Raw genomic sequence first — 22,193 nt, forward strand, 5'->3', positions numbered from 1 at the left:
TTGCTTGGTGGAAAAACGTATTAATAAACTTTATGCTATTTTTCTAAAGGAACCGCTTTCGGCAAGAATTCTCCCAAGAATGCTCTGAGATCTAACCCAGTGATGGGGAAGGCACTATCTAGAATTCGATACATTATCGCAGGTCTCGCAGAAAAACCAGCGATCAGTTTTTACCTTAGCAAGGAATACAGCGTACAAGGAGCTTCTGTCATAACAGAGTATTTTGTTAAATAGCGGTGAAGAAAAATATATTAATAAAACATATGATGATTTTCTAAGTTGAGCATGAAATCCCTCCAGGATCTGCTGAAGAGTATAGGTCTAACAAGTTTTGACGCAAGAGTCTACATCACACTTCTATCCTTGGGAGGTGCTACTCTGGCAACACTGGAGGAGGAGCTTGAAACCCACAGGGCTCAACTTCACGGGTCTCTGAAAAGGCTGTTCAGTAAAGGGCTTATCGAGCTCTACGGGGGGAAACCTGCAATGTATAGGGCAGTGCCGCCCGATGTGCTCCTCGAAGTTTTACGAAGAGAGCTAGACGAAGACTTGAAGGAAGCTGAGAGCTTCCTGAGAAACCTTCCGAGAAAGGCGCCTGAAAGCGTGCACGGTGTTTGGATATACAGGAGCTCTAAGGGTTTGCTAAAGAGGTACATGGAGGCAATCGAGAAGGCGGAGAGAAATATCATCGTGTGCGGGGACGTTGACTTCGTCCAGAGGTTGAGGGAAAAAATACTGGAGGTTTCCGGAAAAGGGGTAATTTCCTATGTCCTGATCTATGAGATACCTGGGCTTCCCTTCAGCGAGGGCGTGGCAGAGGGTCTGAAAAAGGTTAAGAAGTCCGTTTCCGGCGATCTCCTCGTACTAGTCGACTCGAAGACAGGCGTGCTCGCTCAAAGAAGGTTTAGGGCAGATAAGATGACCCCCTACGGAGTTGTCGTCGAGGAACCTGTGCTGATAGACTACCTTGAGGAGAACTTCATTAACAGGTGGATTCACAGCAGGACCGTAAGAGATGAGGAGCTCGCGCCTCCATTCTGCCTTACGACTTTCAAGCTGGCTGTGCTTGAAGTAGAGAGGCTACTGAAGAGAGGTCTCTCGTTGAGAGTTGAATGCAAGGGGAGGTGGAAAGGAGGTGGCAGAGACCACCTGAATGGACGAGTGGAGAGAGCGGTTTACGATCTTACAAGTGGGATAGTGCAGCTCCAAGTGAAGACTGACGGAGGGACCTTCACCGTTGGGGCCCCTGATGCCATTGTTGAGGACTTCGCATGTGAAGAAATATGCGTCGAGGTGTGAGGTGTGGGGCTCAGGTTCACGCGGGTTTTGCAGTTTAACTTCGAGGATGCGGAAGCTTACGGAGTCGACAGGATAACAGGAGCGATGATCGTGGAGCTGGCGGTGAGGCTTGGGGCGAACACGGTAACTCTGTTCGCTCGAGACGCGTTTGGCCGAGCCTTTTATGATAGCAAAATAGCACCTAAGATTGCTAAGCTCGGCAAAAGGGATCTACTCAGAGAAGTCGTTGAGGAGGCGAGGAAAAAAGGAATAGACGTCGTGGCGATGGTGGGACACACAACAAACCCTGTGCTGTACAGCAAGCACCCGGATTGGGCGCAGGTTGACAGGGAGGGAAAAGTCATCACAATGGACACAGATCCTCCGCTCAGGAGACGGGATAAACCCTCGTGGCCGCTTATGTGCCTGAACTCGCCGTTCATAGACCACGTGAAAAGCGAGATCGAGGAAGTGCTCGCGTACGGTGTATCGGGAGTGTTCCTAGACAGCTTTAGGTACATGCCCGACGCGGATAGGGCGTGTTTCTGCAACGCGTGCAGACGCCTGTTTAAAGAAGAGAAGGGATACGAGCCCCCCGAGGAGGCGAACCTCGACAGCGAAGCTTACAGGGAAGCCTTCAAGTGGAGGCTTGAGGTCAACGTGAGAAGGCTGCGAGAACTCAAAGCTCACATCCACACGCTTGGAAAAGGCGCAATCCTAGCCTATAACAGCCACCCTTACGCGTGGAGGGGGAGGGCAAACACTATAGCCGAGCAGGCTAAAGACTCCGTAGACGTGTTCTTTGCCGAGTGCAGCGAAGCCGACTACCAGCCCCCAGGGTTTATCGCGGAAATGGTGAAGCTGACAAGGGCGCTTACGGGAAAGAGCGTCTGGGCGAGCCGAAACAGCTTCCACACCACGCTTACGCCCCAGCAGACGTCCCCGCTAGCCATACGCATGGGTCTTCGAGAAGCCTTTGCTGGAGGGGGCTGGCCCCTCTTCCTGGTTTTCGCATCCGCCTTCTTCAATGGTGTTCAGGAGGAAGCCGTGCGCGTTGCCTTCCGCGAGGTCGAGAAGCTTGAGGACTACATGGCTCGCGCTAAGCCCTTACGGTATGTGGGCATCGTGTGGTCGAACAGGAGTAGAGACTGGAGTGGGAGCCTGGGGCAACACATAGCTGACAGCTTTAGAGGCTACTACTACGCCTTACTAAAAGAGGGCTTACCCGTAAACTACGTGTCCGACACGTCGTTAGACAGCGGAGATTTCAGCGGTTACAAGGCTATCATAATGGAGAACGTGCGTAGCCTCTCGGGAACCGCGACCTCTAACCTCAAACGCTACGCCGATAAGGGGGGTGGTATCGTCGCGGCCTACAAGACGGGGGTCCTGGACGAGAATGGCGGAAACCTCGAGGAAACACGCCTGTCTGAGGTGCTCGGGATCAGGTTTAACGGCGTGCTGAGGGCTGATTGGAGCTATTTCGAGATCCTAGACCCCACCCACGCTCTCTTTAAAGGGGTCAACGCAAGGGAGATATTGATCGGGGACTTCGACAAAGAATTCATGAGCTCGCGTGTACCACCCGAGCTCGGCTGGCAAACCTTAGTGGAATCGGAAGCCCAAAAGCTGGCCCGAATAGTTCTGCCCTCCCGCGAGTACGGGAACGAGTACGAGAACGGGAGGAGCCCACCTCCGCCTACCGTGAAGACAGAACATCCTGCGATCTTGGCAGTTGAAAACTGGGTGTACTTCAGCGGACAGGTAGGTCGGGCGTACTGGAGGACGGGCCTGCCTAGCCTAGGATCGTTAATCTTGAACACCGTCATCTACACGGCTGGCCCTCCCCCGGTTCAGGCACTCAGCCCGGGATTCGTCGAGCTTGAAGCATACGAGTCCAGCAGTAGCGAAATCCTCGTGCACCTACTCAACCACACCTACGCCGACAGAATCATAACCAGGTCCAACACGTGCCCGAACACCTCTTGGACATCTACCGCGGACGCGGTGCACCCACCCACAAAGGTAGTCCCCCTGAGCGTCAAGCTCGTTTTTAGGGGGGTGACACCCAGGAAGGTCTACAGCCCGCTCACAAACAAAGAGTACAGGGTTGAAAAAGAGAATGATTACTACCTCACTGAGGTCGGCCTTAACGAGTACGAATTCCTCGTAGTAGAACACGAGTGATTTCTCACCTAATTTAAACACATTTTAATCGCAATATCTCTTTCCTTACTACATGATAGCGCAGAGGCCAGCTAACGCGTTACGTCCAAATACCAGTGAGGTGAAATGCCACTCAATGACAAAGAAAATTATAGACCTTACCATGGAGATCAGGTCGGGGACGCCTGTCTTCCCGGGGTACCCCACGCCCATCGTCCACACCTGGACGACGATACGCGAGCACGGCTACTACTCGAACCTCCTCCAGTTCGACGAGCACACGTCCACGCACGTCGACGCGCCAGCCCACTTCGTCGAAGGAGCCGAAACCGTGGACAAGGTTCCCCTTGAGAGGTTCACGGGGGAGGGTGTGGTCGTGGACCTGCGGGACCTGCCCCCCAGAGCCGTGGTCACCGCCGGCACCTTACGGGAAAGGATGGGCGCAACACTGGACAAGCTTGAGCCGGGTTGGGTTGTGCTCTTCCTGACGGGCTACGACTCCAAGGCTGGCACGCCCGAGTGGTTCGACCACCCCGGCTTAGGCGGGGACGCGGCCCGCCTCCTCGCTGAGAAGCGCGTGAATGCGGTGGGCACGGACGCCCCGAGCATCGACCAGCCCCCCTTCCCCGCCCACAAAACCCTGCTTCCCAGCGGCGTCGTGATATACGAGAACCTCACGAACCTCTTGCAGCTGCTGGGGAGGAGGTTCCAGTTTACAGGCTTCCCCCTGAAGATCCTCGGCGGCTCCGCGAGCCCCGTCAGGGCGGTGGCGGTGCTCGAGGAGTAGGCACCACGGGCAGAGACCTCTGAGGCGTCCAGACCGACCCCTCGAGCGCCCGTCTCCTGACTTCTAGTGAAATGGCATCGCCTGATGGAAAGATTAGTATCACAACCGCAATATCACCATGGTGATATTACTTCTGTGATTATTGAAATCGCCAGGAGAGGGTGTGGCTGGCTTAAGTCGAGGGGGACTCGCCCTCACCTCACGCTCCAGTGCTTGACGACGCCGTCGACGTACACCAAGCCCATGGGGCAACCTCAGCTAGGGCAGTTGAAAAACAATGTAAGCTTGAGCTAGGGGAAGCTTCCCTAAGCCGGGCCTCCAGCAGCCCTGGAACTTTAAGCGGGCGTGTACCTATGCGTTAGCCTCAGGCACCAGGTGCGCAGGTGCACGGGGTGACCTGAGGCGCTTATATACGTGAAAGACATGTATTTGCTTAGGTGTTGGCGTTGCCCCTTGAAGAGGCGGAGCTGCTGAGGAGGCGGGCCCACTCCTTTCTGCGCAACGCAGAGAGGCTCCTCGATGAAGGGGAGTACGACCTAGCCGTCTTCAACCTGGAGCAGTACTGCCAGCTCATCCTCAAGTACAGGCTACTCGTGGCTAAGGGCACGTACCCGAGGACGCGCATGCTTAGGAGGCTAATAAGGGAGCTTGGCAGCGTGGACGAAGGCGTGCTGGCCCTCGTCGAAGACGTGGGGAAGCTGCACTACATCGCCAGGCTTGAGGAGGCCTACATCGCCTCGCGCTACCTCCCGATCACCTACGAGGAGGCTGAGGCAAGGGATTTGATGAGGTTCGTTAAAGAGGTGTTCATGCGGGTTGTCGAGGGAGCTTAAGGCGCTCGAGAAGTACATGGAGGTGGCCGCGGAGGTGAAGAAGGTTGTGCTCGAGGTAGACCCGGAGGCGGAGGTCTACGTGTTCGGCTCAGTCGTCCGGGGCGACTACACCGCGGCGAGCGACATAGACATACTGGTGGTGACCGAGAAAGTGGACAGGAAGTACGAGATCATGACCAGGGTGTACCAGAGGGTCGACGCGCCAGTCGAGCTACACGTGGTAACGAGGAGACTCTACACGGAGTGGTACAGGAGGTTCATACCGGAAAGCGAGCTGGTGAAGGTGTAGAGGCAACACTCAAGCCACTTCTGCTCAGCGACGCGCGCTTATCCACCTGTCGGGGAATCTCAATTGGCTTTAGCTTGCACCGACTCGGTGCGCGATGGTGCCGGGCGCTAGTCGGGTCCTCGAGTAGAAGGCTCCGAGGAGAAATTAATGAGGCTTTTTGAGAAGCATATTTAACCACCCAGCTCGTTGCCACACTCGGTTGAAATGGAAAGCAAGCTACTTCGTTTGAGGAGGATCGTCCCCCCTGAGGGGAAGACTGTTATCGTCCCAATAGACCACGGCATTGAGGGCTACTTCCCGCAGCTGGAGGACTTCCGGAACCTCGTGTCGGCCCTCATAGCGGGTGGCGCTGACGCCCTGCTGGTCAGGAGGGGGCTCCTGAAGCGTGTCGCGGACCTCGTCGCTGGCAGAGCCGGCGTCGTTTACCGGGTTAGCGGGGCCACCGTGACGTCGCCGGACGTCCAGGACCAGAGGCTGGTTGGAACGGTGTTCGAGGCCGTGAGGGCTGGTGCGGACGCGGTGGTGTTCACCGTGACCATCGGGCACCCGAAGGAGGCCGACATGCTGACGGCTTTCGGCGAGGTCGTCGACGAGGCCTCGTACTACGGCCTCCCGGTCATAGGGGAGGCTGAGCCGTGGAGCAAGGCCAAGGAGGAGGAGAGGGCTGAGCTGCTGAGGCAGGGCGCCAGGATCCTAAGCGAGGAGGGGGCCGACATAGTGAAGACGTTCTTCCCGAAGGATGAGAGCTACTACCCTAAGATAGTGAGGTACTCGCTGGCCCCCGTCGTGGCGGCCGGCGGCCCCCGCCTAAACTCCCAGCTAGACGTCCTCAGGTTCGTGAAGGCCGTGATGGACGCCGGGGCGATCGGCACGTGCATGGGGAGGAACGTGTGGGGCTGGGACAACCCCGAGCTCATGGTGAAGGCTGTGGCGGCAATCGTGAAGAAGGGGGCCTCCATTGAGGAGGCGAGCAGGATTCTGGGTGGCTCGAGGTGAAAGCCGCGGTCCTCCACAGGCCCGGTGACCTGCGCGTCGAGGATATACCCTACCCCGAGCCGGGCCCCGGGGAGATAACGGTCAAGGTTGAGGCCAGCGGCCTCTGCCCGACGGACATAAAGACCTACATGTACGGGAGCTCCGCGGCTAAGCTCCCGGTCGTCCTGGGCCACGAGTTCGCGGGGGTGGTGGAGGAGGTTGGAGAGGGGGTTGAGGGCGTAGCCCCCGGGGACAGGGTCAACGTGCCGGCTGACGCCTACTGCGGGAAGTGCAGGTTCTGCAGGGCCGGGAGGGAGAACCTCTGCGAGAGCCCGATAACCTTCGGGTTCCAGGTCGACGGCAGCCACGCGGAGTACGTGCGCGTGCCTAGGCGCTTCGTCGAGAGGGGGCTGGTGTTCCTGGTGCCGGACGGTGTTCCGCTGGAGGCCGCCGCCATGACAGAGCCCCTCGCGTGCGTCCTTCACGACGTGGAGCTCGCGGGGGTCAGGCCCGGCAAGCGGGTGGCGGTGATAGGGGACGGGCCGATGGGCTTGAAGCACGTAGCCCTCTCCAGGATCTACGGCGCGGACGAGGTGATGCTAATAGGGCTCACTGACTGGAAGCTCAGGCTCGGAGAGGAGATAGGCGCCACCCGTGTCGTCAACGTTCAGGAGGAGGACCCCGCTAGGGCGCTCGCGGGGGCCATGGACGCGGTGTTCGTGACCGTGGTCAACCAGCAGACCCTCAGCACGGCCATGAGCATCGCCTCGAAGACCGGGGTGGTGTCGATATTCGCCGGCCTACCCAAGGGGGCCTCGAACTTCACGATCGACACAAACCTCATCCACTACGGCGAGCTGGTGCTCACTGGCAGCTCGAACTACACGTACCGTGAGTACGAGAAGGCCTTCAGCCTCATAGCCAGTGGTAGGGTCAACCTGCTCCGCCTCATCTCCCACAGGTTCCCGCTGGCGGAGTTCCACGAGGCGATCAAAGCGTGGCAGGACAAGAGCTCCTCAATGAAGATCATGATCAAGCCCTAGCTCCGCGCTCCCCAGCATCTCCCAGAGAGCCCTGAACGCCGAGTAAACGCGCTCATATTTGGCCCGCACCCCCTCGTCCGGCTCCACCACGCTCTCCACCCTCACCACTCCGACAGCCTCCTCCACTCCGCGGTAGACCCCGTAGCCCACCCCCGCCAGCAGCGCGGCCCCGAGGGCTGAGGCCTCCCTCTCCGCAGGTATGGCGAACCTCCTCCCAGTCACATTCGCCTTGATCCTCGCCCAGTTCAGCGTCGCTCCCCCGCCGACCGCCCTCACCTCCCCTACGCGGAAGCCCAGCTCCTCCACAGACTCGAGCACAGCCCTCTCCCACAGAGCCACGCCCTCCATGAACGCCTTGACCAGGTCGTTCCTGCGCGTCGCCAGCGATAACCCGTACACCGCGCCCCTCAGCCAGGGCCTCCAGTCGGGGCTCCTGGACCCCGAGAGGAACGGCAGGACGAGCAGGCCAGAGGGCTCCAGGCTGTCGAGGTGAGCGTCGGGGCTACCACCCGGGTCGCCGACGAGCTCCAGCGCCTTCCTCAAGGCCTCTCCCCCAGTCGGAGTGCACGCCTCGAGCAGGTAGCGGCCGGGAGCCACGTGCCTGTAGCTCTCGAACCTCATCAGCCGGTCCACCACGGGCCTCTCGGTGGCCAGGTCCAGGCAGGCGGAGGTGCCAGTCGTGTCGACGACGACGCTGCTCGCCACCCCTCCAGAGCCGAGCGCCGCGCAGGCGCTATCCACGCCTCCGAGCGCCACGTATACCTCGCGTCCGGTGGCGCCAAGCCTCTCAGCCACATCCCCCCTGAGGGGGTATACGCGGGTCGACTCCTCCGGCGCGAAGAAGGAGTCCTCGCTCACCCCCAGGAGGTCCAGCATCTCCGCGAACCAGGTGCCGTCGAGCGTGTAGAGGAGCGTCTCGCTCAGGCTGCTGTAGTCCGTGAGCCTCTCCCCCGTCAGCCTGTGGAAGACGTAGTCCTTGGGCTGGACGAAGAAACTCGCCTCGGGCCTCGGGGAGTTCCGAAGGAACCAGAGGATCTTCGCCGCCGTGAATATCGGGTCCACCCTCAGCCCAGTCCTCCTGTACACGTGCTCCAGGCCCAGCCTCCGCTCGATCTCTCGTGCCTCCTCGACAGCCCTCCTGTCCATCCAGAGGATCGACTTACCCACAGGCTCGCCGCGCGAGTCCAATACGGCCAAGCCGGGCGAGGTTGAGCTGAGGCCCATTAGAACGACGCGCGCGGGGACGCTCCTGAACAGCTCCCGCAGGAGCCCCTCCACCTTCCAGTAGACAGCCCTCAGATCCTGCTCGAACCACCCATCTCTCGGCGACTCCACCTCTAGGGGCTCGCGCCCACTCCATAGCCTGGTCCCCGTCTTATCGAAGGCCTCGACCTTGATGCTGCTGGTCCCAATATCGACCCCCACTACAATTGAATCACTCAAAAGGGTCACCATTTCAACAAACCGGAAAAATCTTAAAAACGACTCGGAGTAAAACTGGTTAATCATCGTGCTGGACTTTGAAATATGGGTATCAATAACTGCGCGATCCACGGGATGAACCTTTACGTCTCCTAAATCAAAGGGGCTCTTTATCCTCTCCGTTAACTGTTCAAACATCCAGTGAGAGCGGGTAAACAATTACCATACTTCAAATTTTTACATATGATGTTTTATCATTCTACATTGATATCATTAAAGAATAGATGCTTCTAAATATCACACAAAAAGCTTAAATATGGTAGAGTTAACCGACATACCGATGAGCGGAAAAATTGAAGTGAAGTACCGGAGAGCCTCTGGTCTTGTAAGGAGCCTCGGAGCCTTCGACACCCTCAACCTCAACGTCGCCATGTGCAGCCCACCGCAGGGAGTCCTTTGGGCCTGGACCTGGGGCGCGGCGATGTTCGCGGGAGCCCTTCTGTCGCTCTCGTACTTCCTCGGGATCTTCGCCGTTCTACCCATCGCAGTAGTGTACACACTCTGGGTCATAGCGATGCCTAGATCCGGCGGCGACTACGTCTGGCTCAGCAGAGCCTACCACCCCATAATTGGCTTCATGGTGAACTTCTTCCTAACATTCGTCATGCTGAACTGGTACGCGATGAACCTCCAGACGACTGGGCCCTTCTTCCTGGGGACGTTCTTCCAAGCTCTAGGGATGCAAAGCCTAGCTGAGTGGGCTTCAAGCTTCGAAGGCTCGATGATAATAGGTATACTGGCCTTAGTGCTCTATGCTGTCCTGATAGTGTACGGGATGAGGGTCTTCTCCTGGTTCCTGAAGGTGTTCTTCGGCTTAAGCCTCCTCGGCAGCCTAGTCTTCATAGCACTCAGCTTTGCCACCCCCTCCTCCACGATCGCGAGCAAGTTCGCTCAGCTGGCAAACGGCACGACCCCCGAGAGGATACTGAGCCTAGCCACTTCGCTGGGCTTCACGGGCCTCACCATCTCAATACCCGCAACCCTCATGGCCCTAGTATTCCCGTTCCAGAACTACAGCTGGGCCGCTTTCCCAGCCTACGTGGCGGGTGAGATCAAGGAGGTGAAGAGGAACGCTTGGATAGGAATCGTGGGAGGCCTCTTCGTCATGGGAGCGTGGTACGTCATCCTAGGCCAGTCCGTGTACAACGTGCTCGGCTACGAAGCGCACTCCGCGCTCACGTGGCTCTACCAGTGGCATCCAGACAAGTACCCCTTACCGTTCCCTCCCTACCCGCAGAACTACGCCTTCCTGATGACCGAGGACAAGCTACTCATACTCCTCATCGCAATAGGATGGCTAGCCAGCGGCATCTACCTCACGCCCCCCAACCTGCTTATCGTCTCGAGGAACGTCTTCGCCTGGGCTGTGGACGGGCTAGCCCCTCAGTGGCTACGGGAGGTAAAGAGGGGTGCCCCCATCTACAACATCATCGCGCTCAGCATAGTTGCCATACCGCTGATGTTCCTTGTCGGCCTCGCCTCCTACCAGGTGATGATCGTCAACACCTTCTTCTTCATGCAACTAGCACTCATCATCGTCGCACTGGGCAGCGCCCTGCTACCCTTCAGGAACAAGCAGATATTCGAGACGCTCCCCGCGCTCGCCAAGAGGAGGATCGCAGGCGTACCTTTCATCACGGTTATCGGCTTAACCGCAACGGTCCTCCACGCCTGGGTAGCCTACTCGGCCATCACCGCCCCGGCCCTTGGAGGGCTCCAGTGGCTCTCCTTCCTCTTCAACCTCGCGGTGTTCCTCCTCCCGATACCCTGGTACTACATCGTCCGCTGGTACAGGCTAAGGAAGGAGGGCATCGACATCTCCACGCTCTACAAGGAGATACCGGTCGAGTAGTGGTTTAGATGATCAAGCTACTATACGCCAGCGACCTCCACGGCTCCACACTCATGTTCAAGAAGCTGATCAATGCATCCCTCATCTACAAGGCTGATGCCGTCGTCATCGGAGGAGACATAACCGGCAAGGGAATAGCACCGATCGTCAAGCGAGACGGCAAGTACGAGACTGAAATCTACGGCACAAGATACGAGGCCAAGAGCGGGGAAGAGCTGAAAAACCTCATAAACCAGGTGACATCCTACGGGTTCTACGAGTACATAGTCGAAGACCCCTCAGAGCTCGAAAAGCTCGACGAAGTGCTCGACAAAGTCCTTGAGGAGCTGATGGCCAAGAGAATCCTCGAATGGGCGGACTTTGCCCGAGCCAAGCTCGGGGAAAGCGGCGTGAAAGTCTACATGATGCCCGGCAACGACGACCCCTACACAGTCGACGCCGCTATCGAGAAAAGCGGCGTCTTCATCAACCACGCTCGGAGGGTAGTTGAGCTCGGCGACTACCTGCTATTCGGGTACGACAAGACCAACATCACTCCTTGGAAGTGCCCTAGAGACGTCGAGGAGGATGTAATGAGGCAGGAGCTGTCAGAGCTTCTCAGCGGCGTGCGCGACTACTCCAGACTTATTTTCAACGCACACTGCCCGCCCTACGGCACGACTCTAGACCTAGCGCCTAAGCTCGACGAGGACCTTAAGCCAGTCATAAGCGGAGGAGGCATAGTCATGGAGCACGTGGGATGCGCTAGCATAAGGGAGTTCATCGAAAGGCACCAGCCACTCCTGGGCCTGCACGGGCACATACACGAGTCGAGGAGCATCGAAAAGATCGGTAGAACAACTATCGTGAACGCCGGGAGCGCTTACAACGAGGGAATACTCTACGCGGCCCTCATAACGCTGGACAAAGACAGAGTTAAAGGAGTAAACCTGATCAAGGGCTAAACCTCCTCGACCACATTATACCATCTTTTTTTCGTCCCTATCTTTGCCCTCTTGAGCCAGTCCTTGGTCTTAGGCGTTTCATCGACAGTTTTCGCGATGAAGTCCAGGTTCTTCAGCGCCCTCTCGAGAAGCTGTCGGTGGTCGGCGAAGTCCGCCCTCGAGACGTACTCGCCTATAAACTGCCTCAAAGCGTTCATGTTGTTCGTCGCGTCGTACCAAAAACCCCAGTCGTCCGCTAAGACCTCCCCTATTCTCCTAGCGTTCAGCCTGCCTGGCTCATCGGAGAGAGAGGTCTCGTGGCAGGCGAGCAAGACGGCCATATCGGCTAAGTCCTTCCTGTTAATGTCGTGGATCTGAAGCTTAAGCAACAAGAGATCCGCCGGAGACAGAGTGATGTCCTCCAGGAGGAGGCGCGTGCTCTCGGGGTCTTTGCCGAGGTCTACCACGTGGCTGAACTCAAGCGGAGAGAAGAAGACGTCGAGCGAGAAAAGGTTCTCGGGATGGGAGAAGATGAGCCTTCGGTCGCTGAAAAACGCGTTCACGTAGTAGTCCGGCTTAAAGCCCCTCTCCGCGAAAAACCTCTCAATGAGGCTCTTCTGCTTCTTCAGGCCAACCAGGTCGAGATCAGTAAAAGCGAACTCCTTGTCCGAGAACCTACCAATAGCACGGTAGAGGTCTAGGCAGGGCTGATCCCCCATAACTCGGATGTAAATCGCGACCGCGCCCATAGCCCGCAAGATCACCCCGGCACTCTGGGCCTCGCGGATAAGACCCTTCACGTACTCGGCGAACTCCTGCGGGGCCAGGGATACTCGCTTCGACAAAATCTCACCCCCTCCTGTCAGGACAAAAATGCGCTTGCTCAGCTTATTACTTTTTCTAACCTCTCTCCTTGAACCCGCTACACGACTAGCCACAGTTCACAACCAGCCGCACTAGTACCACTCCCCGGGCGTATCAGGTTCAGCGGCTCCACGCCGAGTAGGAACCTCTTCACGTTCTCGGCTGAGAACCTGAGGCACCTCTCGAGTGAGAGCCTGGTCCACCCACCCTTGTGCGCGGTGGCTACCACGTTTTCGAGCCTGTGGACACCCCTCGGGGACGGGGCTGAGGGGTCGGGAGGGTACCTCCACCACACGTCGAGACCGGCTCCAGCTATCCGCCCCGTGGCTAGAGCCTCGTAGAGAGCCTCCTCGTCGACCACCTCGCCCCTGCCCACGTTCACCAGGAATGCGGTGCTCTTCATGCTGAACAGCACCTCCCTCCCCACCAGGCGCCTCGTCCTAGGCGTCAGGGGCAGCGTGACCACGAGGTAGTCGGCGTCCCTGACGACCTCGACAAGCTTGTCGACGCCCAGCACCCTCCACTTCCCCTCCTGCCTCTCCCTCGAGGCGACCGGGACCACCCTGATGCCGAACGCCTCAGCGATCCTGGCAACCTCCCGGCCGATTCCCCCGAAGCCGAGGATGACCATGGTTTTGCCCTCCAGGTCCCCGACCAGCGTCTCCCGAGCGTACGGAACCCACTCGCCGGACTTCAGCTTCCTGTCCTGCAGGGTGACCCTCTTCTCGAGCGCGAGCAGGAGGGCGAAAGCCATCTCCGCCACCGCGCGAGCGTTGCAGCCCTTGCTCGACGCGACGGGCACCCCCCTAGCCCAGGCGAGCTCCAGGACACCCGGCTCCACACCCGCGCTCCTCACCTGTATGAAGCGCAGGAGCTCCATCGAGCCGAGGAAGCTAGGCGCCCCGACGATCAGCGCCACCTCGGCGTCGCGGTAGCCTTCAGGCTCGAGCGACGGCCAGGAAACCACGGTGTGGTCCCCGAGGACCTTCCGCAGGATACCCTGCTCCCATTCCAGTGGGTTCCACGACAGGTAAACCTTCGGCTTCACGCAGATACCAAGCCGCCCCAGCAATTTAAAGGTTCAAGCAAGCACCCCCCAGGTGGCGCTGTAAAGCCTAAAGCTTAGTACGCTCGGTTGCCCCGCTATGGGAGCTCGCCCTGAAGCGAGCTTATATACAGCGCGCTCTGACGGAATAGCGGTGGGAGGCGTGGAAACCCCCGTCCGGATCAAGGTAAGGCAGCCAAGGAGCACCCTCCTGCTGGTAGTCATCTTCGCCGCGGTCGTCGCGCTCGCCCTCCTCGCGGCCTCCGTCTCGACCCTCGGCGTCAGCGAGGTGGCGGTGGTCGTCGACCCCCTCCTCGGCACGGTCTCCAAGCCGATCCAGGGCCCCGCCGTGTTCCTAAAGGCGCCGTGGGCCTACACGGTCAGGGACACAACGGCCGTCGAGACGATCGAGTTCGCCCAGGCCGAGGCGGCCGTAAAGGAGTGGGTGCATGCTCCGCCGACCGTCCTCACCCGGGACGGCGTCAGCGTCACGGTGGAGGTGGTCGTGAGGTACCAGCTCGAGCCCAGCACGTTCGACCAGCTCGTCAGGGACTTCCCCAACGTGGACTACGACGACAGGATCATGGTCCCGCTGATGAGGCAGGTGATCAGGGACGAGATCAGCAAGGTCAGCCTCGACGAGCTCATCACGAACCGCGACGTGATCTCCAGGCGGATCCAGGAGGCATACCTCGACGCCGTCGGCAGGGAGAGCAAGCTCGCCGGGCGGGTCAGGGTCCTTGAGGTCAACATCCTCAACTTCATCCTGCCGCAGGAGATAACCACGGCGATCAACCAGAAGATCGCGGCGCAGCAGCAGGCCATAAAGGCTATGTACGAGAGACAGAGGATCGAGGAGCTGGCGAGGGCGAACTACACCAGGAGGGTGCTCGAGGCCGAGGCCCAGGCGAACGCAACCCTAACCGTGGCCCAGGCTGAGGCCAAGAGCCTCCTCCTGAGGGCGAACGCAACCCGCGCGGCAATGCTCCTGGTCGTGTCCCAGTTCAACGACACCGAGCTGGCGAGGATATACCTCTACCTCCTCGGCCTCCAGGAGGTCGCGAAGACCGGAGCGAGCGTCATCGTTGTAACCCCCGCGGGCCAGTCCGTCCCAGTCATCCTCCAGCCCGGCCAGGGCGGCTCAACCACCCGAGGGTAGCCCCAGAAGCACGAGGCAACTTTTTTAACCCGCCGGCGAGCTAAGCTAGCATGCTCAAAGCCGGCGACAAGGCGCCCGAGTTCTGCCTGAAGGACGACGCGGGGCGCGAGGTATGCCTCTCGGACTTCCGGGGCAGGTGGCTCGTGCTCTACTTCTACCCGAAGGACAACACGCCGGGCTGCACCCGCGAGGCCCTCGAGTTCACGGAGCTCATCGGGGAGTTCGAGAAGCTTAACGCCGCGGTGGTCGGCGTGAGCAAGGACAGCCCCCAAAGCCACAGGAGATTCCGCGAGAAGCACGGCCTCAAGGTCATCCTCCTTAGCGACCCCCAGCACAAGGTCATCGAGCAGTACGGCGCCTGGGGCAGGAAAAAGGTGGCCGGCCGCGAGGCAGAGGGGACGATAAGGAGCACATTCCTGATAGACCCCGAGGGCATCATACGGAAAACCTGGACAAACGTCAAGGTCGACGACCACGCCAGGGAAGTCCTCGAGGAGCTAAGAAGGCTCGCCTCAAAGCCCGGGTGAGCGCGCAGCGAACGTTTATATGGAACCTCACCGCCGGGAAACACGGGAGCAAGAAGTGGACGGCAGCGATCTCCTGCTCCTCTTCATCGTCGCCGTCTGGATCGCGTGGGAGCTCCACGAGATGAGGAAAACCCTCGACCGGCTGGAGAAAGCCCTCTCCGGGAAGCAGCCCGCCTGAAGGAAAGGCCACCATGATGCAAGCGCGACGCCGAGTAACTCAAAAGCGAACCTTTCTTTTGAGATACACTGACACAGCTCCGCGATCCGAAGCCCCTCAGCAGGGCCTTCGGCACCCGAAACACCAGGCAAATCGCCGCTGCGCTGGAGAGGCTCCGCACGGCTGGCCTCGTCAGGGAGGCGGTGGTCGGCGATGCGCGCTACGTCTACCTGACGGAGAGGGCCTGCGGACTGCTTGTGCTGCTCGGCTACAGCCTCGAGGAGCTGGCCTGCGGCGATGCCGCTTTGAGGCTCACTCGGCGCGGAGCCTCAGCTGCCTCCGGTGCAGCATGACGGTGGCGATGTGCGAGCATATTTTCGCCTTGCGCACGTAGCCGTAGGCGCGGAAGAGGCAGTCGCACCCATATTTCCCTTTGCTTGTCCACACGTTGTACCAGTGGTAGGTGTCCCACCTCCGGCAACGCCTTCACCAGCCGGTGCCCGCTTTTAAGCCCTCTGCACCTTCCTGGGAGGTGCTCGAGTGGGTCACTTTCAGCGTTCACAGCGAAAGGGAGATAAACCCCTGAAGCACCGCCTGTAACGGGTAGGGCTGTTGGCCGCCGCTGCCGCTGAGGCGTGGCGGCCGCCGGCTGCTCCTCCCCGGAGGCCCCGAGAGGGGGCAGGCCCGCAGCGGGCGATGCGCCGCCCCCGTGGGGCGACCCCGAGGCCGAAGAAGGATGACGAAAAATTTAAGGGGGGCCAGTGGGGGCAGAAAAGGAGGAGCCATACCACGTGTCAGGCTTATATGTTTCAACGCATATAATGTCGTAATGACTACTGCTACAAGATTTACGTCGGAGTCGAGGCGTGATAAAGCCATGAGCATCCTGTTAGAGGAAGCCGAGCTTTTCTACGAGGCTTCGCTCGACGAGTTAGCAAAGGCGCGCAGCGAGGCAGACGCGCAAAAGCGAAGCGTACTCGTAAGGGACGCCGCGGAGAAGGCCTGGAACGCCAGCGTGAAGGCAGTCGAGGCACTCCTCACAGCCTACGGCTACGACCCCGAGGACATCAAAACCTACAAGATGAAGAGGGACAAGCTGGAGGAGCTCGAGTCCAAGAACCCCCAGGTCAGAGACATGAACCTCAGCGACAGGTTCGCGGCCAGGGAGCAGAAGCTGCACATCCGGTGCCTCTACGACGGCGATTGCACGGCCGAGTGGCTCGAGGAGGAGCTGAAGAAGGTCAAGAGGCTCATCGACGACGTGTACAGCCTGCTCGCCTCCCAAGCCGCGCCTGACTCAACCAACGCCACGCTACCCGAGCCCCAGCACCCCTCGCCACTTAGCACGGGAAAGGTGCCAGAGCCCCGAGGGCTCGGGGCTTAGCCTTTTGCGCGGCTTTAGAGCCAGACTCTCCGGACCAGAGGAACCCTGTCGAAGTCCCTATCCTCGCTGACAACAAGGCCGATGCCGTTGTTCAACGCAACCGCCAGGTGGAGCGCGTCAGAGGGCTCTACGTTGTACTCGGGGAGGAGCCTCGCGGCCTGCCTGTACTCCTCCTCGCCTAGGCTGAGCACGCGCACGTAAGGCAGGACAATAGACTCCACGAAGTCGAGCGTGACGCTATACGGGACGCCGTACTTTGTCCTGGACACATAGATCAGCTCATCGAGGACCAAGACATCAGTGTAAGGACTGTACCTGGACAGAAGGTCTAGGTAGAAGCTCTCGTACTGGGCCCTCGCTCCAGGCTCCGCTACCGTGTTGAGATATATGAGGAGCGGGGAGTCCACAAACACCTTCATTGTTCGAACTCCTCCTCGAGGTAGCTACCAGCCAGCTCGCCCGGCGCCGGCTCCCTCCTGCCAGGAACCCCCTTCAACACTTCCCAGTGCCTCCTCAGGACTCTCCTCAGCTCCTCGACGTCCACCTTCTTGCGGACCGGCTTCAGCACGATCCCCTCGCCGACCTCCACGATGACCTCGTCCCCCTCCTCTATTCCCACCGCCTCGCGGACGGCTTTAGGCAGTATCACGTAGCCTTTCCTCCCGACCTTCAGTCTGAGAGTCAAACCCAGCTCACCTGCAGTAAAACTCGCTTTGACAATTATATCTTTTTCCATCAACCAGCCCGCGTACACTGGAAGGTGCGGGAACAGCTAGCACACGTTAAGCCACTCATCGTTCTGCGTTTCAACCCCAACCCAGTAATGCTGGCAGGCGCCTGCAACCCTAAGTCAAGAGAGGCTCACCACCGCCTTTAGCATGTTTTATACCTTATTTGGTCGGTTCCCAGGGTGGGAGCAGACCATCTTGAATCTCCACTTGAGCGCAGCCTTAGAGGCCTAGGGCACTACCTCCAATCCCAGTGAGGATGCCACAGCTCTCTGCCTCTCATCTAGCGATAAGAGGGGCTTACCGTGGTGCAGCGCCTGAGCCAGGTACAGCGAGTCGTAGACCGTTACGCCGTGCTCAACCGCGATCTCGAACGCTCGCCCCACGTACCTCTCCTCGGGCTCCAGAACCATGTTCTTCTCGCGGTAGGAGTTGAAGAGCCCTATGATCTCCCTGGCTTCCTCGAGGCTGATAACCCCCCTGAGCCTCACGCTCCTCCACACCGCGTTGTAGAACTCCTTCACCGCATGATCCACCGAGACCGTCCGAACCATGTACCTCGCCAGCCCCCTCCAGCCCTCCTCCCTGAGGAAGAACGCCACCAGGGCGGACGCGTCAACCACTATCACGATCCTCCCTCACCAGGGCGGCTGAGTAACCCCCAGGCACCTGCCAGCGCGCCCCCTCCAGCCTCCTCAGGACGTCCTCGAAGTTCTCCTCAGCCTCCAGCCTCCTGATGGTCTCCTCGATGAACCTCCTAACCTCCTCAGCCCAGTTCACCCTATCCCTGTACCTCTCCATCTTCTCCTTGACCTCCCTCTTAATCTTCACGCTAAACACCGCGCTCAAGCCCTTCACCCCTTAGGCACAACGATGGTAGACTCATTAATAAACCATATGGTCAACCAGCTCGTAACACCAGCTCGTTCAGAGAGCTCGTCATCAGCCAAGCGTCGGTGGTGTGCAACGAAGCAGGGCAGCCGAAGGTGTTCCTAGCTATCCTCCTCCCGCTAGCCCTCAACCTGTCCAGGAGTTGAAGAGGAACTCGTGGCACCCGGGCGGGCCCTGGGCTCGGCCGACCAGTAATTCATCTTTTTTATTATTTTTTGTTGTAATTAGTATTGGTCGGAGCCCTCTGGGCGCAGAACATGATCTAAGCTGACCAGGCTGGGCGCCTAGAAGTGGCGCGAGCGGCCCCGCTGGTATCCTAGCCCCCCTGCGTGTGCCCATATCTTCTCGAAGTACTCCGCTGCGGCCCTCGCGACTTCCACCCGTGACCTACGATGCGCTCACTACCCGTGGAGGCTGAAGTTCAGGAGAAGCCCGCGAGGTACGTGAGAACCATCCTCACGACTCCAAGGCACTCGAGCTCCAGTAGCCCCTTCACCCGAGTCTCAGGATGCTTATTTATATTGCTGAAAACCTCCGGTACTCATGGAGGCTACAAGCATGATGAAAACTCCCCTTTTCATTCTAGTTCTCGCTCTCCTCACCGCCTGGCTCCTCATGCCATGCCCCCTCTCGAGCCCCCCTGTGCTCGCTGAGCCCGGCAGAGTTAGCGGGGCTGAAGGTGTGCCCACAAAAGTTGCCACTAGGGCGCTGGCAGTTTACTTCGACGAACGCTACCCGAGCAACTGGGTCAATCCAAGGGAGATCGCGGCCAACATCAGGAAGACCCTTGACAGGCTCGGTATCCCGTACCGAATCCTCAACGCCGAGGAGCTTAGGGACTACATGCTTCGAGAGACCGGCGTGGTCGTGTTCACGAGCGACGTAGCCCCGGACACCGTGTGGAACGGCAGTTCAAACTCGCTCGCGCTACAGTGGATTAGAGGCGGGGGAGTCGTCGTGTGGACGGGTGACTGGGAGTTCTACTACATCGGCTATGCCAACGGCTCGAAAGTCCACAGGCCCGGCATTGAGAACAGCTTCCTCGGCCGGCAAGTCACCGTCGCCGTAGACGGGGGAGCCGTCACGAGGCCCACGGAGCTGGGGGCAAGGTATATCCCAAGCTTCAAATCGCTGAGAAGCTTCAGGCCCTTCGACGAGAGCAGGCTTAAGGGTGTTGAGTACGAGGCTTATGGTGCCGCTGAGCTCGGAGGCAGTAGGCTGCTCGACCCGTGCGCCGTGAAGGTCTGTGAAGGGTACTTCGTGAAGGTCTCCGCTAACGGGTTCGGAGACAACTTCGGCTTCGCGTACGCGCTGGAGCTTGTGCTTAACAGGTTTTACGGCGCTAAGGTGAGGCTCACCCCTGACTCGCCAAGCCCCTACTTCACGGGCGCGGGGATCGTCTACATCCTCCCCAGCGGCGCGTCCTCCCCCTACTGGAGGGAGAAGTACGGGGACAGGATATACTTCTACACTAAGTCGAACCTGAGCGACTACAGGAGATTCATCGAAAACGACTTCAGAGTGATATCCTCAGCGGGGTACGACTTCGCCATACTCGTCGTCCCGCTGAGCGACACCGAGGTGTTCCGGTTTAACGCACGGCTCATCGACGAGCTTGCGCAACTCGCGCGCCTGAGAGTGCTCTACCTCGTGCTGCCGAAGTGGGAGTACGGAGACGAGTGGGAGTACCTGATCCCGGGAAGCAGAGTGAGCACGGCCCTCCTCTCCGTTTCGAAGCACCTGCTAAACCTCTCCTCCACGCTAGCGGTGGCTGTCTGGTACGGCTGGGAGGGGAGGGCGATGAACCCAGGCGAGCTCGAGGGCTTCTACCTTTCTCTAGGCGACGCTGAGAGGGAGAAGGTATGGCTCTGGATAGACCAGCCCTTCATAGAGAAAGCCAACTCATCCGGTATATTCGGGGTGCTCGACAGGCTCAACGCGACCCTCGTGACTGAGCTCTACGACCCGGTCAAGCTCTCCCTCTACCAGAACGCAACCCGAAAGCAGGTCATCGTGACAGGCTACTGGAACGCGAGCACCGTGGAAGAGTGGGTCAGCGGGGTGGAAGGCAAGCTTAGCCTCGTTGACACTCCCGGTAGGCTACTCGGCATCTGGATATTCTGGGACGTCAACGACGGCTGGGGAGAAGCCTACAGAGCCTACATAAGAGGAGAGCTAGCTAACCCCCTGCACAGGAAGGAGCAGGGGCCTCGCTACTACATCTTGGCTGAAAGCGAGTACGGGCAACCGATCGGCACAGGCTGGTACAACGCCGGGGAAAACGCCACCATCGAGGTACAGCCAACACTGATCGAGCTACCCAACGGGACGCGTAGAGCGTTCTCAGGCTGGTACGAGGGCCCCGAGCTAGCCAGCACGCAGTCGCGCTACAGCTTCCTCGCCGGCTCGAACCGCACCCTCACGGCGCGGTGGAGAACCCTCTACCTAGTCGAGGTCACCACGGAGAAAGGCGCAACCACGGGGGCAGGCTGGTACGAGGCTGGCTCCACGGCAAGAATATCGATCGCACCAACCGAGGTGCCGGAGAACACAACGCACAAGTGGGTGTTTTACGCCTGGGAAGTCAACGGAGAAACAGCCTCACGGCAACCCACGCTCAACATCACAGTGAACAGCCCCCTACGGGTCAGGGCCATCTGGAAGCTCGAGAAAACAGCGGGTCAAACCCCCAGCTGGGCTGAGCCAGTGTCCGCGCTGGCAGGCCTGATCCTAGTCACCCTAGCGGGCTTACTAGCCATCAGGCTCGCCCACACCTCGGCGCAACGAAAAGCGCGCGAACACGCCCCAGAGCCTTCCCAACGGAGAAAGTAGAGCGCCGGCCGCAGGCTCAGCTGAGCGGCACGCCCCCTCACAGCATGCGTCGAAGCACCCGCAGGTCCCACGTGGAGCTTTAAGAGCCACGCCAAGACCTGGGAGAGGTCTGTTCGGCCCTCCTCCTCAGCGCCGCCACCAGGTCCTCGCCCTCCCAGATGTGGCCGGACTGCAGCCCGAGCCCCACAATCGAGTCCACTGTGCCTCCACCCAGCTCCCTCTCGGCGACTTCCGCCGCGCCCCTCGTGGGAGCGCCTCTACTCAGCCAACGCCGCCGAGCCACACGCCTCCAGAGCCTCTCCGCAAGCCGCTCGAGCACCTAAACCATTGAGGTGAACAGCGAGCTAGCCTATGAACCTTACCTACCCGCGCACGAGGGTCACAGCCCCGCCCACCGCGCAGAAGAAAGCCCACCAAAATAAACCCAGCACTTTACGCCTGGTAAAAGTCTCAACTCATTCCCGCCGCAGACGCGCGCCAAGCTTAAAGGAAAGCAAGGCCTTCTAGAAGCGTGATCAGGGCCCGCATCGACGAGGAGCTGGAGAAGAGGTTCAGGGAGCTGGCGATGAAGAGGTTCGGGCACCGCAGAGGCTCGATCAGCAAGGCCCTCGAAGAGGCCATACGCATGTGGGTCTCGCACGTCGAGGGGGCTGAGGCCCTCGAGGGAGACCCCGTTGAGGCCATCAGCGGCGCCCTCGCCGACATCGACCTAGACTCCGCGGAGCTCCAGCACAGGATCAAGCACCTCTGGACAACAAGGTTGCTGGGCGGTGCACCTGATTGACACAAATATCTTCCTCGAAGTGATGCCCTCGCGCAGTAGAAGCGAGGAGTGCAAGAGGCTTCTCGGAGCCCTGAGAAGCGGCAAGCCGAGGGGGCGTGACGGACTCCACAATCCACTCGATTATGGCCACTCGTAGACCCGGGAAGCCTCACCCTCAAGCAGCAGCTCCCTCGCCCGGGGCGCAGGCGATAGTC

Annotated in this window: 26 protein-coding genes; 17 read left to right on the forward strand and 9 right to left on the reverse strand. The window is 59.5% G+C overall.

Features of this window, described 5'->3' with window-relative positions; genetic code table 11:
• Positions 1-285: 285 nt before the first annotated feature.
• From MOV14_RS01630 to MOV14_RS01660, 7 genes are all read left to right on the forward strand, one after another.
• Entirely contained in the window at positions 286-1,299 is a 1,014-nt protein-coding gene (locus MOV14_RS01630; RefSeq protein WP_318537488.1) for a TrmB family transcriptional regulator, read from the forward strand.
• 3 nt (positions 1,300-1,302) lie between these two features.
• Positions 1,303-3,465: an alpha-amylase family protein gene (locus tag MOV14_RS01635; RefSeq protein ID WP_318537489.1), complete on the forward strand. Its 2,163-nt coding sequence runs from the start codon at positions 1,303-1,305 to the stop codon at positions 3,463-3,465.
• Between the two features lie 115 nt (positions 3,466-3,580).
• Complete coding sequence (locus MOV14_RS01640; RefSeq protein ID WP_318537490.1) at positions 3,581-4,231, forward strand: cyclase family protein; 651 nt, start codon at positions 3,581-3,583, stop codon at positions 4,229-4,231.
• A 437-nt stretch (positions 4,232-4,668) separates the two neighbouring features.
• Positions 4,669-5,064, forward strand: coding sequence for a HEPN domain-containing protein (locus MOV14_RS01645; protein ID WP_318537491.1), 396 nt, complete (start codon positions 4,669-4,671; stop codon positions 5,062-5,064).
• Positions 5,048-5,353 carry a nucleotidyltransferase domain-containing protein gene (locus tag MOV14_RS01650; protein WP_318537492.1) on the forward strand — a complete coding sequence of 102 codons (306 nt, stop codon included), beginning with the start codon at positions 5,048-5,050 and terminating at the stop codon, positions 5,351-5,353. The genes MOV14_RS01645 and MOV14_RS01650 overlap by 17 nt, the downstream gene beginning before the upstream one ends.
• 204 nt (positions 5,354-5,557) lie before the next feature.
• The gene (locus tag MOV14_RS01655; protein ID WP_318537493.1) at positions 5,558-6,349 is read left to right on the forward strand and encodes a class I fructose-bisphosphate aldolase; all 792 of its coding nucleotides are present in this window, start codon (positions 5,558-5,560) and stop codon (positions 6,347-6,349) included.
• On the forward strand, positions 6,346-7,371 hold the full coding sequence (locus MOV14_RS01660) for an alcohol dehydrogenase catalytic domain-containing protein (RefSeq protein ID WP_318537494.1): 1,026 nt from the start codon (positions 6,346-6,348) through the stop codon (positions 7,369-7,371). The genes MOV14_RS01655 and MOV14_RS01660 overlap by 4 nt, the downstream gene beginning before the upstream one ends.
• Here the strand turns inward: MOV14_RS01660 and MOV14_RS01665 are convergent.
• Complete coding sequence (locus MOV14_RS01665; protein WP_318537495.1) at positions 7,345-8,814, reverse strand: xylulokinase; 1,470 nt, start codon at positions 8,812-8,814, stop codon at positions 7,345-7,347. The two genes, MOV14_RS01660 and MOV14_RS01665, sit on opposite strands and share 27 nt — an antisense overlap.
• Before the next feature lie 295 nt (positions 8,815-9,109).
• On the opposite strand from MOV14_RS01665, the gene MOV14_RS01670 reads away from it, so the two are divergent.
• Both MOV14_RS01670 and MOV14_RS01675 read left to right on the forward strand, forming a co-directional pair.
• Entirely contained in the window at positions 9,110-10,705 is a 1,596-nt protein-coding gene (locus MOV14_RS01670; RefSeq protein ID WP_318537496.1) for an APC family permease, read from the forward strand.
• Positions 10,706-10,713: 8 nt separating this feature from the next.
• Positions 10,714-11,649 carry a metallophosphoesterase family protein gene (locus MOV14_RS01675; protein ID WP_318537497.1) on the forward strand — a complete coding sequence of 312 codons (936 nt, stop codon included), beginning with the start codon at positions 10,714-10,716 and terminating at the stop codon, positions 11,647-11,649.
• On the opposite strand, the gene MOV14_RS01680 is transcribed toward MOV14_RS01675, so the two are convergent.
• Both MOV14_RS01680 and MOV14_RS01685 read right to left on the reverse strand, forming a co-directional pair.
• Entirely contained in the window at positions 11,646-12,473 is an 828-nt protein-coding gene (locus MOV14_RS01680) for a hypothetical protein (RefSeq protein WP_318537498.1), read from the reverse strand. The genes MOV14_RS01675 and MOV14_RS01680 overlap by 4 nt on opposite strands.
• Before the next feature lie 77 nt (positions 12,474-12,550).
• Positions 12,551-13,540 carry a 2-hydroxyacid dehydrogenase gene (locus MOV14_RS01685; protein WP_318537499.1) on the reverse strand — a complete coding sequence of 330 codons (990 nt, stop codon included), beginning with the start codon at positions 13,538-13,540 and terminating at the stop codon, positions 12,551-12,553.
• Positions 13,541-13,637: 97 nt separating this feature from the next.
• Here MOV14_RS01685 and MOV14_RS01690 point away from each other — a divergent pair, with 97 nt between their 5' ends.
• The 5 genes from MOV14_RS01690 (at position 13,638) to MOV14_RS01705 (ending at position 16,764) form a co-directional block, all read left to right on the forward strand.
• Positions 13,638-14,696 (forward strand): SPFH domain-containing protein, encoded by a 1,059-nt coding sequence (locus tag MOV14_RS01690; protein ID WP_318537500.1) that lies wholly within the window; start codon positions 13,638-13,640, stop codon positions 14,694-14,696.
• Positions 14,697-14,746: 50 nt separating this feature from the next.
• The gene (gene bcp, locus MOV14_RS01695; RefSeq protein WP_318537501.1) at positions 14,747-15,223 is read left to right on the forward strand and encodes a thioredoxin-dependent thiol peroxidase; all 477 of its coding nucleotides are present in this window, start codon (positions 14,747-14,749) and stop codon (positions 15,221-15,223) included.
• A gap of 55 nt (positions 15,224-15,278) precedes the next feature.
• Positions 15,279-15,401, forward strand: coding sequence for a hypothetical protein (locus tag MOV14_RS09925; protein ID WP_326403748.1), 123 nt, complete (start codon positions 15,279-15,281; stop codon positions 15,399-15,401).
• Between the two features lie 182 nt (positions 15,402-15,583).
• Complete coding sequence (locus tag MOV14_RS01700; RefSeq protein ID WP_318537502.1) at positions 15,584-15,733, forward strand: hypothetical protein; 150 nt, start codon at positions 15,584-15,586, stop codon at positions 15,731-15,733.
• A 476-nt stretch (positions 15,734-16,209) separates the two neighbouring features.
• Positions 16,210-16,764 carry a hypothetical protein gene (locus MOV14_RS01705; RefSeq protein WP_318537503.1) on the forward strand — a complete coding sequence of 185 codons (555 nt, stop codon included), beginning with the start codon at positions 16,210-16,212 and terminating at the stop codon, positions 16,762-16,764.
• Positions 16,765-16,778: 14 nt separating this feature from the next.
• Here MOV14_RS01705 and MOV14_RS01710 read toward each other — a convergent pair whose 3' ends face one another.
• The 5 genes from MOV14_RS01710 to MOV14_RS01730 all read right to left on the reverse strand — a co-directional run bounded on the left by MOV14_RS01710 (position 16,779) and on the right by MOV14_RS01730 (position 18,546).
• Positions 16,779-17,183, reverse strand: a complete 405-nt coding sequence (locus MOV14_RS01710) for a type II toxin-antitoxin system VapC family toxin (protein ID WP_318537504.1) — start codon at positions 17,181-17,183, stop codon at positions 16,779-16,781.
• Positions 17,180-17,449, reverse strand: coding sequence for an AbrB/MazE/SpoVT family DNA-binding domain-containing protein (locus MOV14_RS01715; RefSeq protein ID WP_318537505.1), 270 nt, complete (start codon positions 17,447-17,449; stop codon positions 17,180-17,182). Before MOV14_RS01715 ends, MOV14_RS01710 begins: the two co-directional genes overlap by 4 nt.
• Positions 17,450-17,722: 273 nt before the next feature.
• Positions 17,723-18,121 carry a type II toxin-antitoxin system VapC family toxin gene (locus tag MOV14_RS01720; protein WP_318537506.1) on the reverse strand — a complete coding sequence of 133 codons (399 nt, stop codon included), beginning with the start codon at positions 18,119-18,121 and terminating at the stop codon, positions 17,723-17,725.
• Positions 18,108-18,332 (reverse strand): type II toxin-antitoxin system VapB family antitoxin, encoded by a 225-nt coding sequence (gene vapB, locus MOV14_RS01725; protein WP_318538114.1) that lies wholly within the window; start codon positions 18,330-18,332, stop codon positions 18,108-18,110. Before vapB ends, MOV14_RS01720 begins: the two co-directional genes overlap by 14 nt.
• A 61-nt stretch (positions 18,333-18,393) precedes the next feature.
• Positions 18,394-18,546 carry a hypothetical protein gene (locus MOV14_RS01730; protein ID WP_318537507.1) on the reverse strand — a complete coding sequence of 51 codons (153 nt, stop codon included), beginning with the start codon at positions 18,544-18,546 and terminating at the stop codon, positions 18,394-18,396.
• Between the two features lie 380 nt (positions 18,547-18,926).
• Here MOV14_RS01730 and MOV14_RS01735 point away from each other — a divergent pair, with 380 nt between their 5' ends.
• Positions 18,927-21,215: a hypothetical protein gene (locus tag MOV14_RS01735; protein WP_318537508.1), complete on the forward strand. Its 2,289-nt coding sequence runs from the start codon at positions 18,927-18,929 to the stop codon at positions 21,213-21,215.
• Between the two features lie 79 nt (positions 21,216-21,294).
• Here MOV14_RS01735 and MOV14_RS01740 read toward each other — a convergent pair whose 3' ends face one another.
• Entirely contained in the window at positions 21,295-21,498 is a 204-nt protein-coding gene (locus tag MOV14_RS01740) for a hypothetical protein (protein WP_318537509.1), read from the reverse strand.
• Between the two features lie 228 nt (positions 21,499-21,726).
• On the opposite strand from MOV14_RS01740, the gene MOV14_RS01745 reads away from it, so the two are divergent.
• Complete coding sequence (locus MOV14_RS01745; RefSeq protein WP_318537510.1) at positions 21,727-21,999, forward strand: hypothetical protein; 273 nt, start codon at positions 21,727-21,729, stop codon at positions 21,997-21,999.
• Positions 21,986-22,135, forward strand: coding sequence for a hypothetical protein (locus MOV14_RS01750; protein WP_318537511.1), 150 nt, complete (start codon positions 21,986-21,988; stop codon positions 22,133-22,135). The genes MOV14_RS01745 and MOV14_RS01750 overlap by 14 nt, the downstream gene beginning before the upstream one ends.
• Positions 22,136-22,193 lie beyond the last annotated feature (58 nt).

The sequence above is a fragment of the Infirmifilum sp. NZ genome (genome assembly GCF_022693705.1).
In the GTDB taxonomy this organism is placed as follows: Archaea; Thermoproteota; Thermoprotei; order Thermofilales; family Thermofilaceae; genus Thermofilum.

Coding starts and splice junctions, on each gene's coding strand:
- MOV14_RS01670 (WP_318537496.1), top strand. CDS start 9,110: ATGGTAGAGTTAACCGACATACCGATGAGCGGAAAAATTGAAGTGAAG.
- MOV14_RS01705 (WP_318537503.1), top strand. CDS start 16,210: ATGACTACTGCTACAAGATTTACGTCGGAGTCGAGGCGTGATAAAGCC.
- MOV14_RS01690 (WP_318537500.1), top strand. CDS start 13,638: ATGGGAGCTCGCCCTGAAGCGAGCTTATATACAGCGCGCTCTGACGGA.
- MOV14_RS01735 (WP_318537508.1), top strand. CDS start 18,927: ATGGAGGCTACAAGCATGATGAAAACTCCCCTTTTCATTCTAGTTCTC.
- MOV14_RS01710 (WP_318537504.1), bottom strand. CDS start 17,183: ATGAAGGTGTTTGTGGACTCCCCGCTCCTCATATATCTCAACACGGTA.
- MOV14_RS01640 (WP_318537490.1), top strand. CDS start 3,581: ATGACAAAGAAAATTATAGACCTTACCATGGAGATCAGGTCGGGGACG.
- MOV14_RS01655 (WP_318537493.1), top strand. CDS start 5,558: ATGGAAAGCAAGCTACTTCGTTTGAGGAGGATCGTCCCCCCTGAGGGG.
- MOV14_RS01630 (WP_318537488.1), top strand. CDS start 286: ATGAAATCCCTCCAGGATCTGCTGAAGAGTATAGGTCTAACAAGTTTT.
- MOV14_RS01675 (WP_318537497.1), top strand. CDS start 10,714: ATGATCAAGCTACTATACGCCAGCGACCTCCACGGCTCCACACTCATG.
- bcp (WP_318537501.1), top strand. CDS start 14,747: ATGCTCAAAGCCGGCGACAAGGCGCCCGAGTTCTGCCTGAAGGACGAC.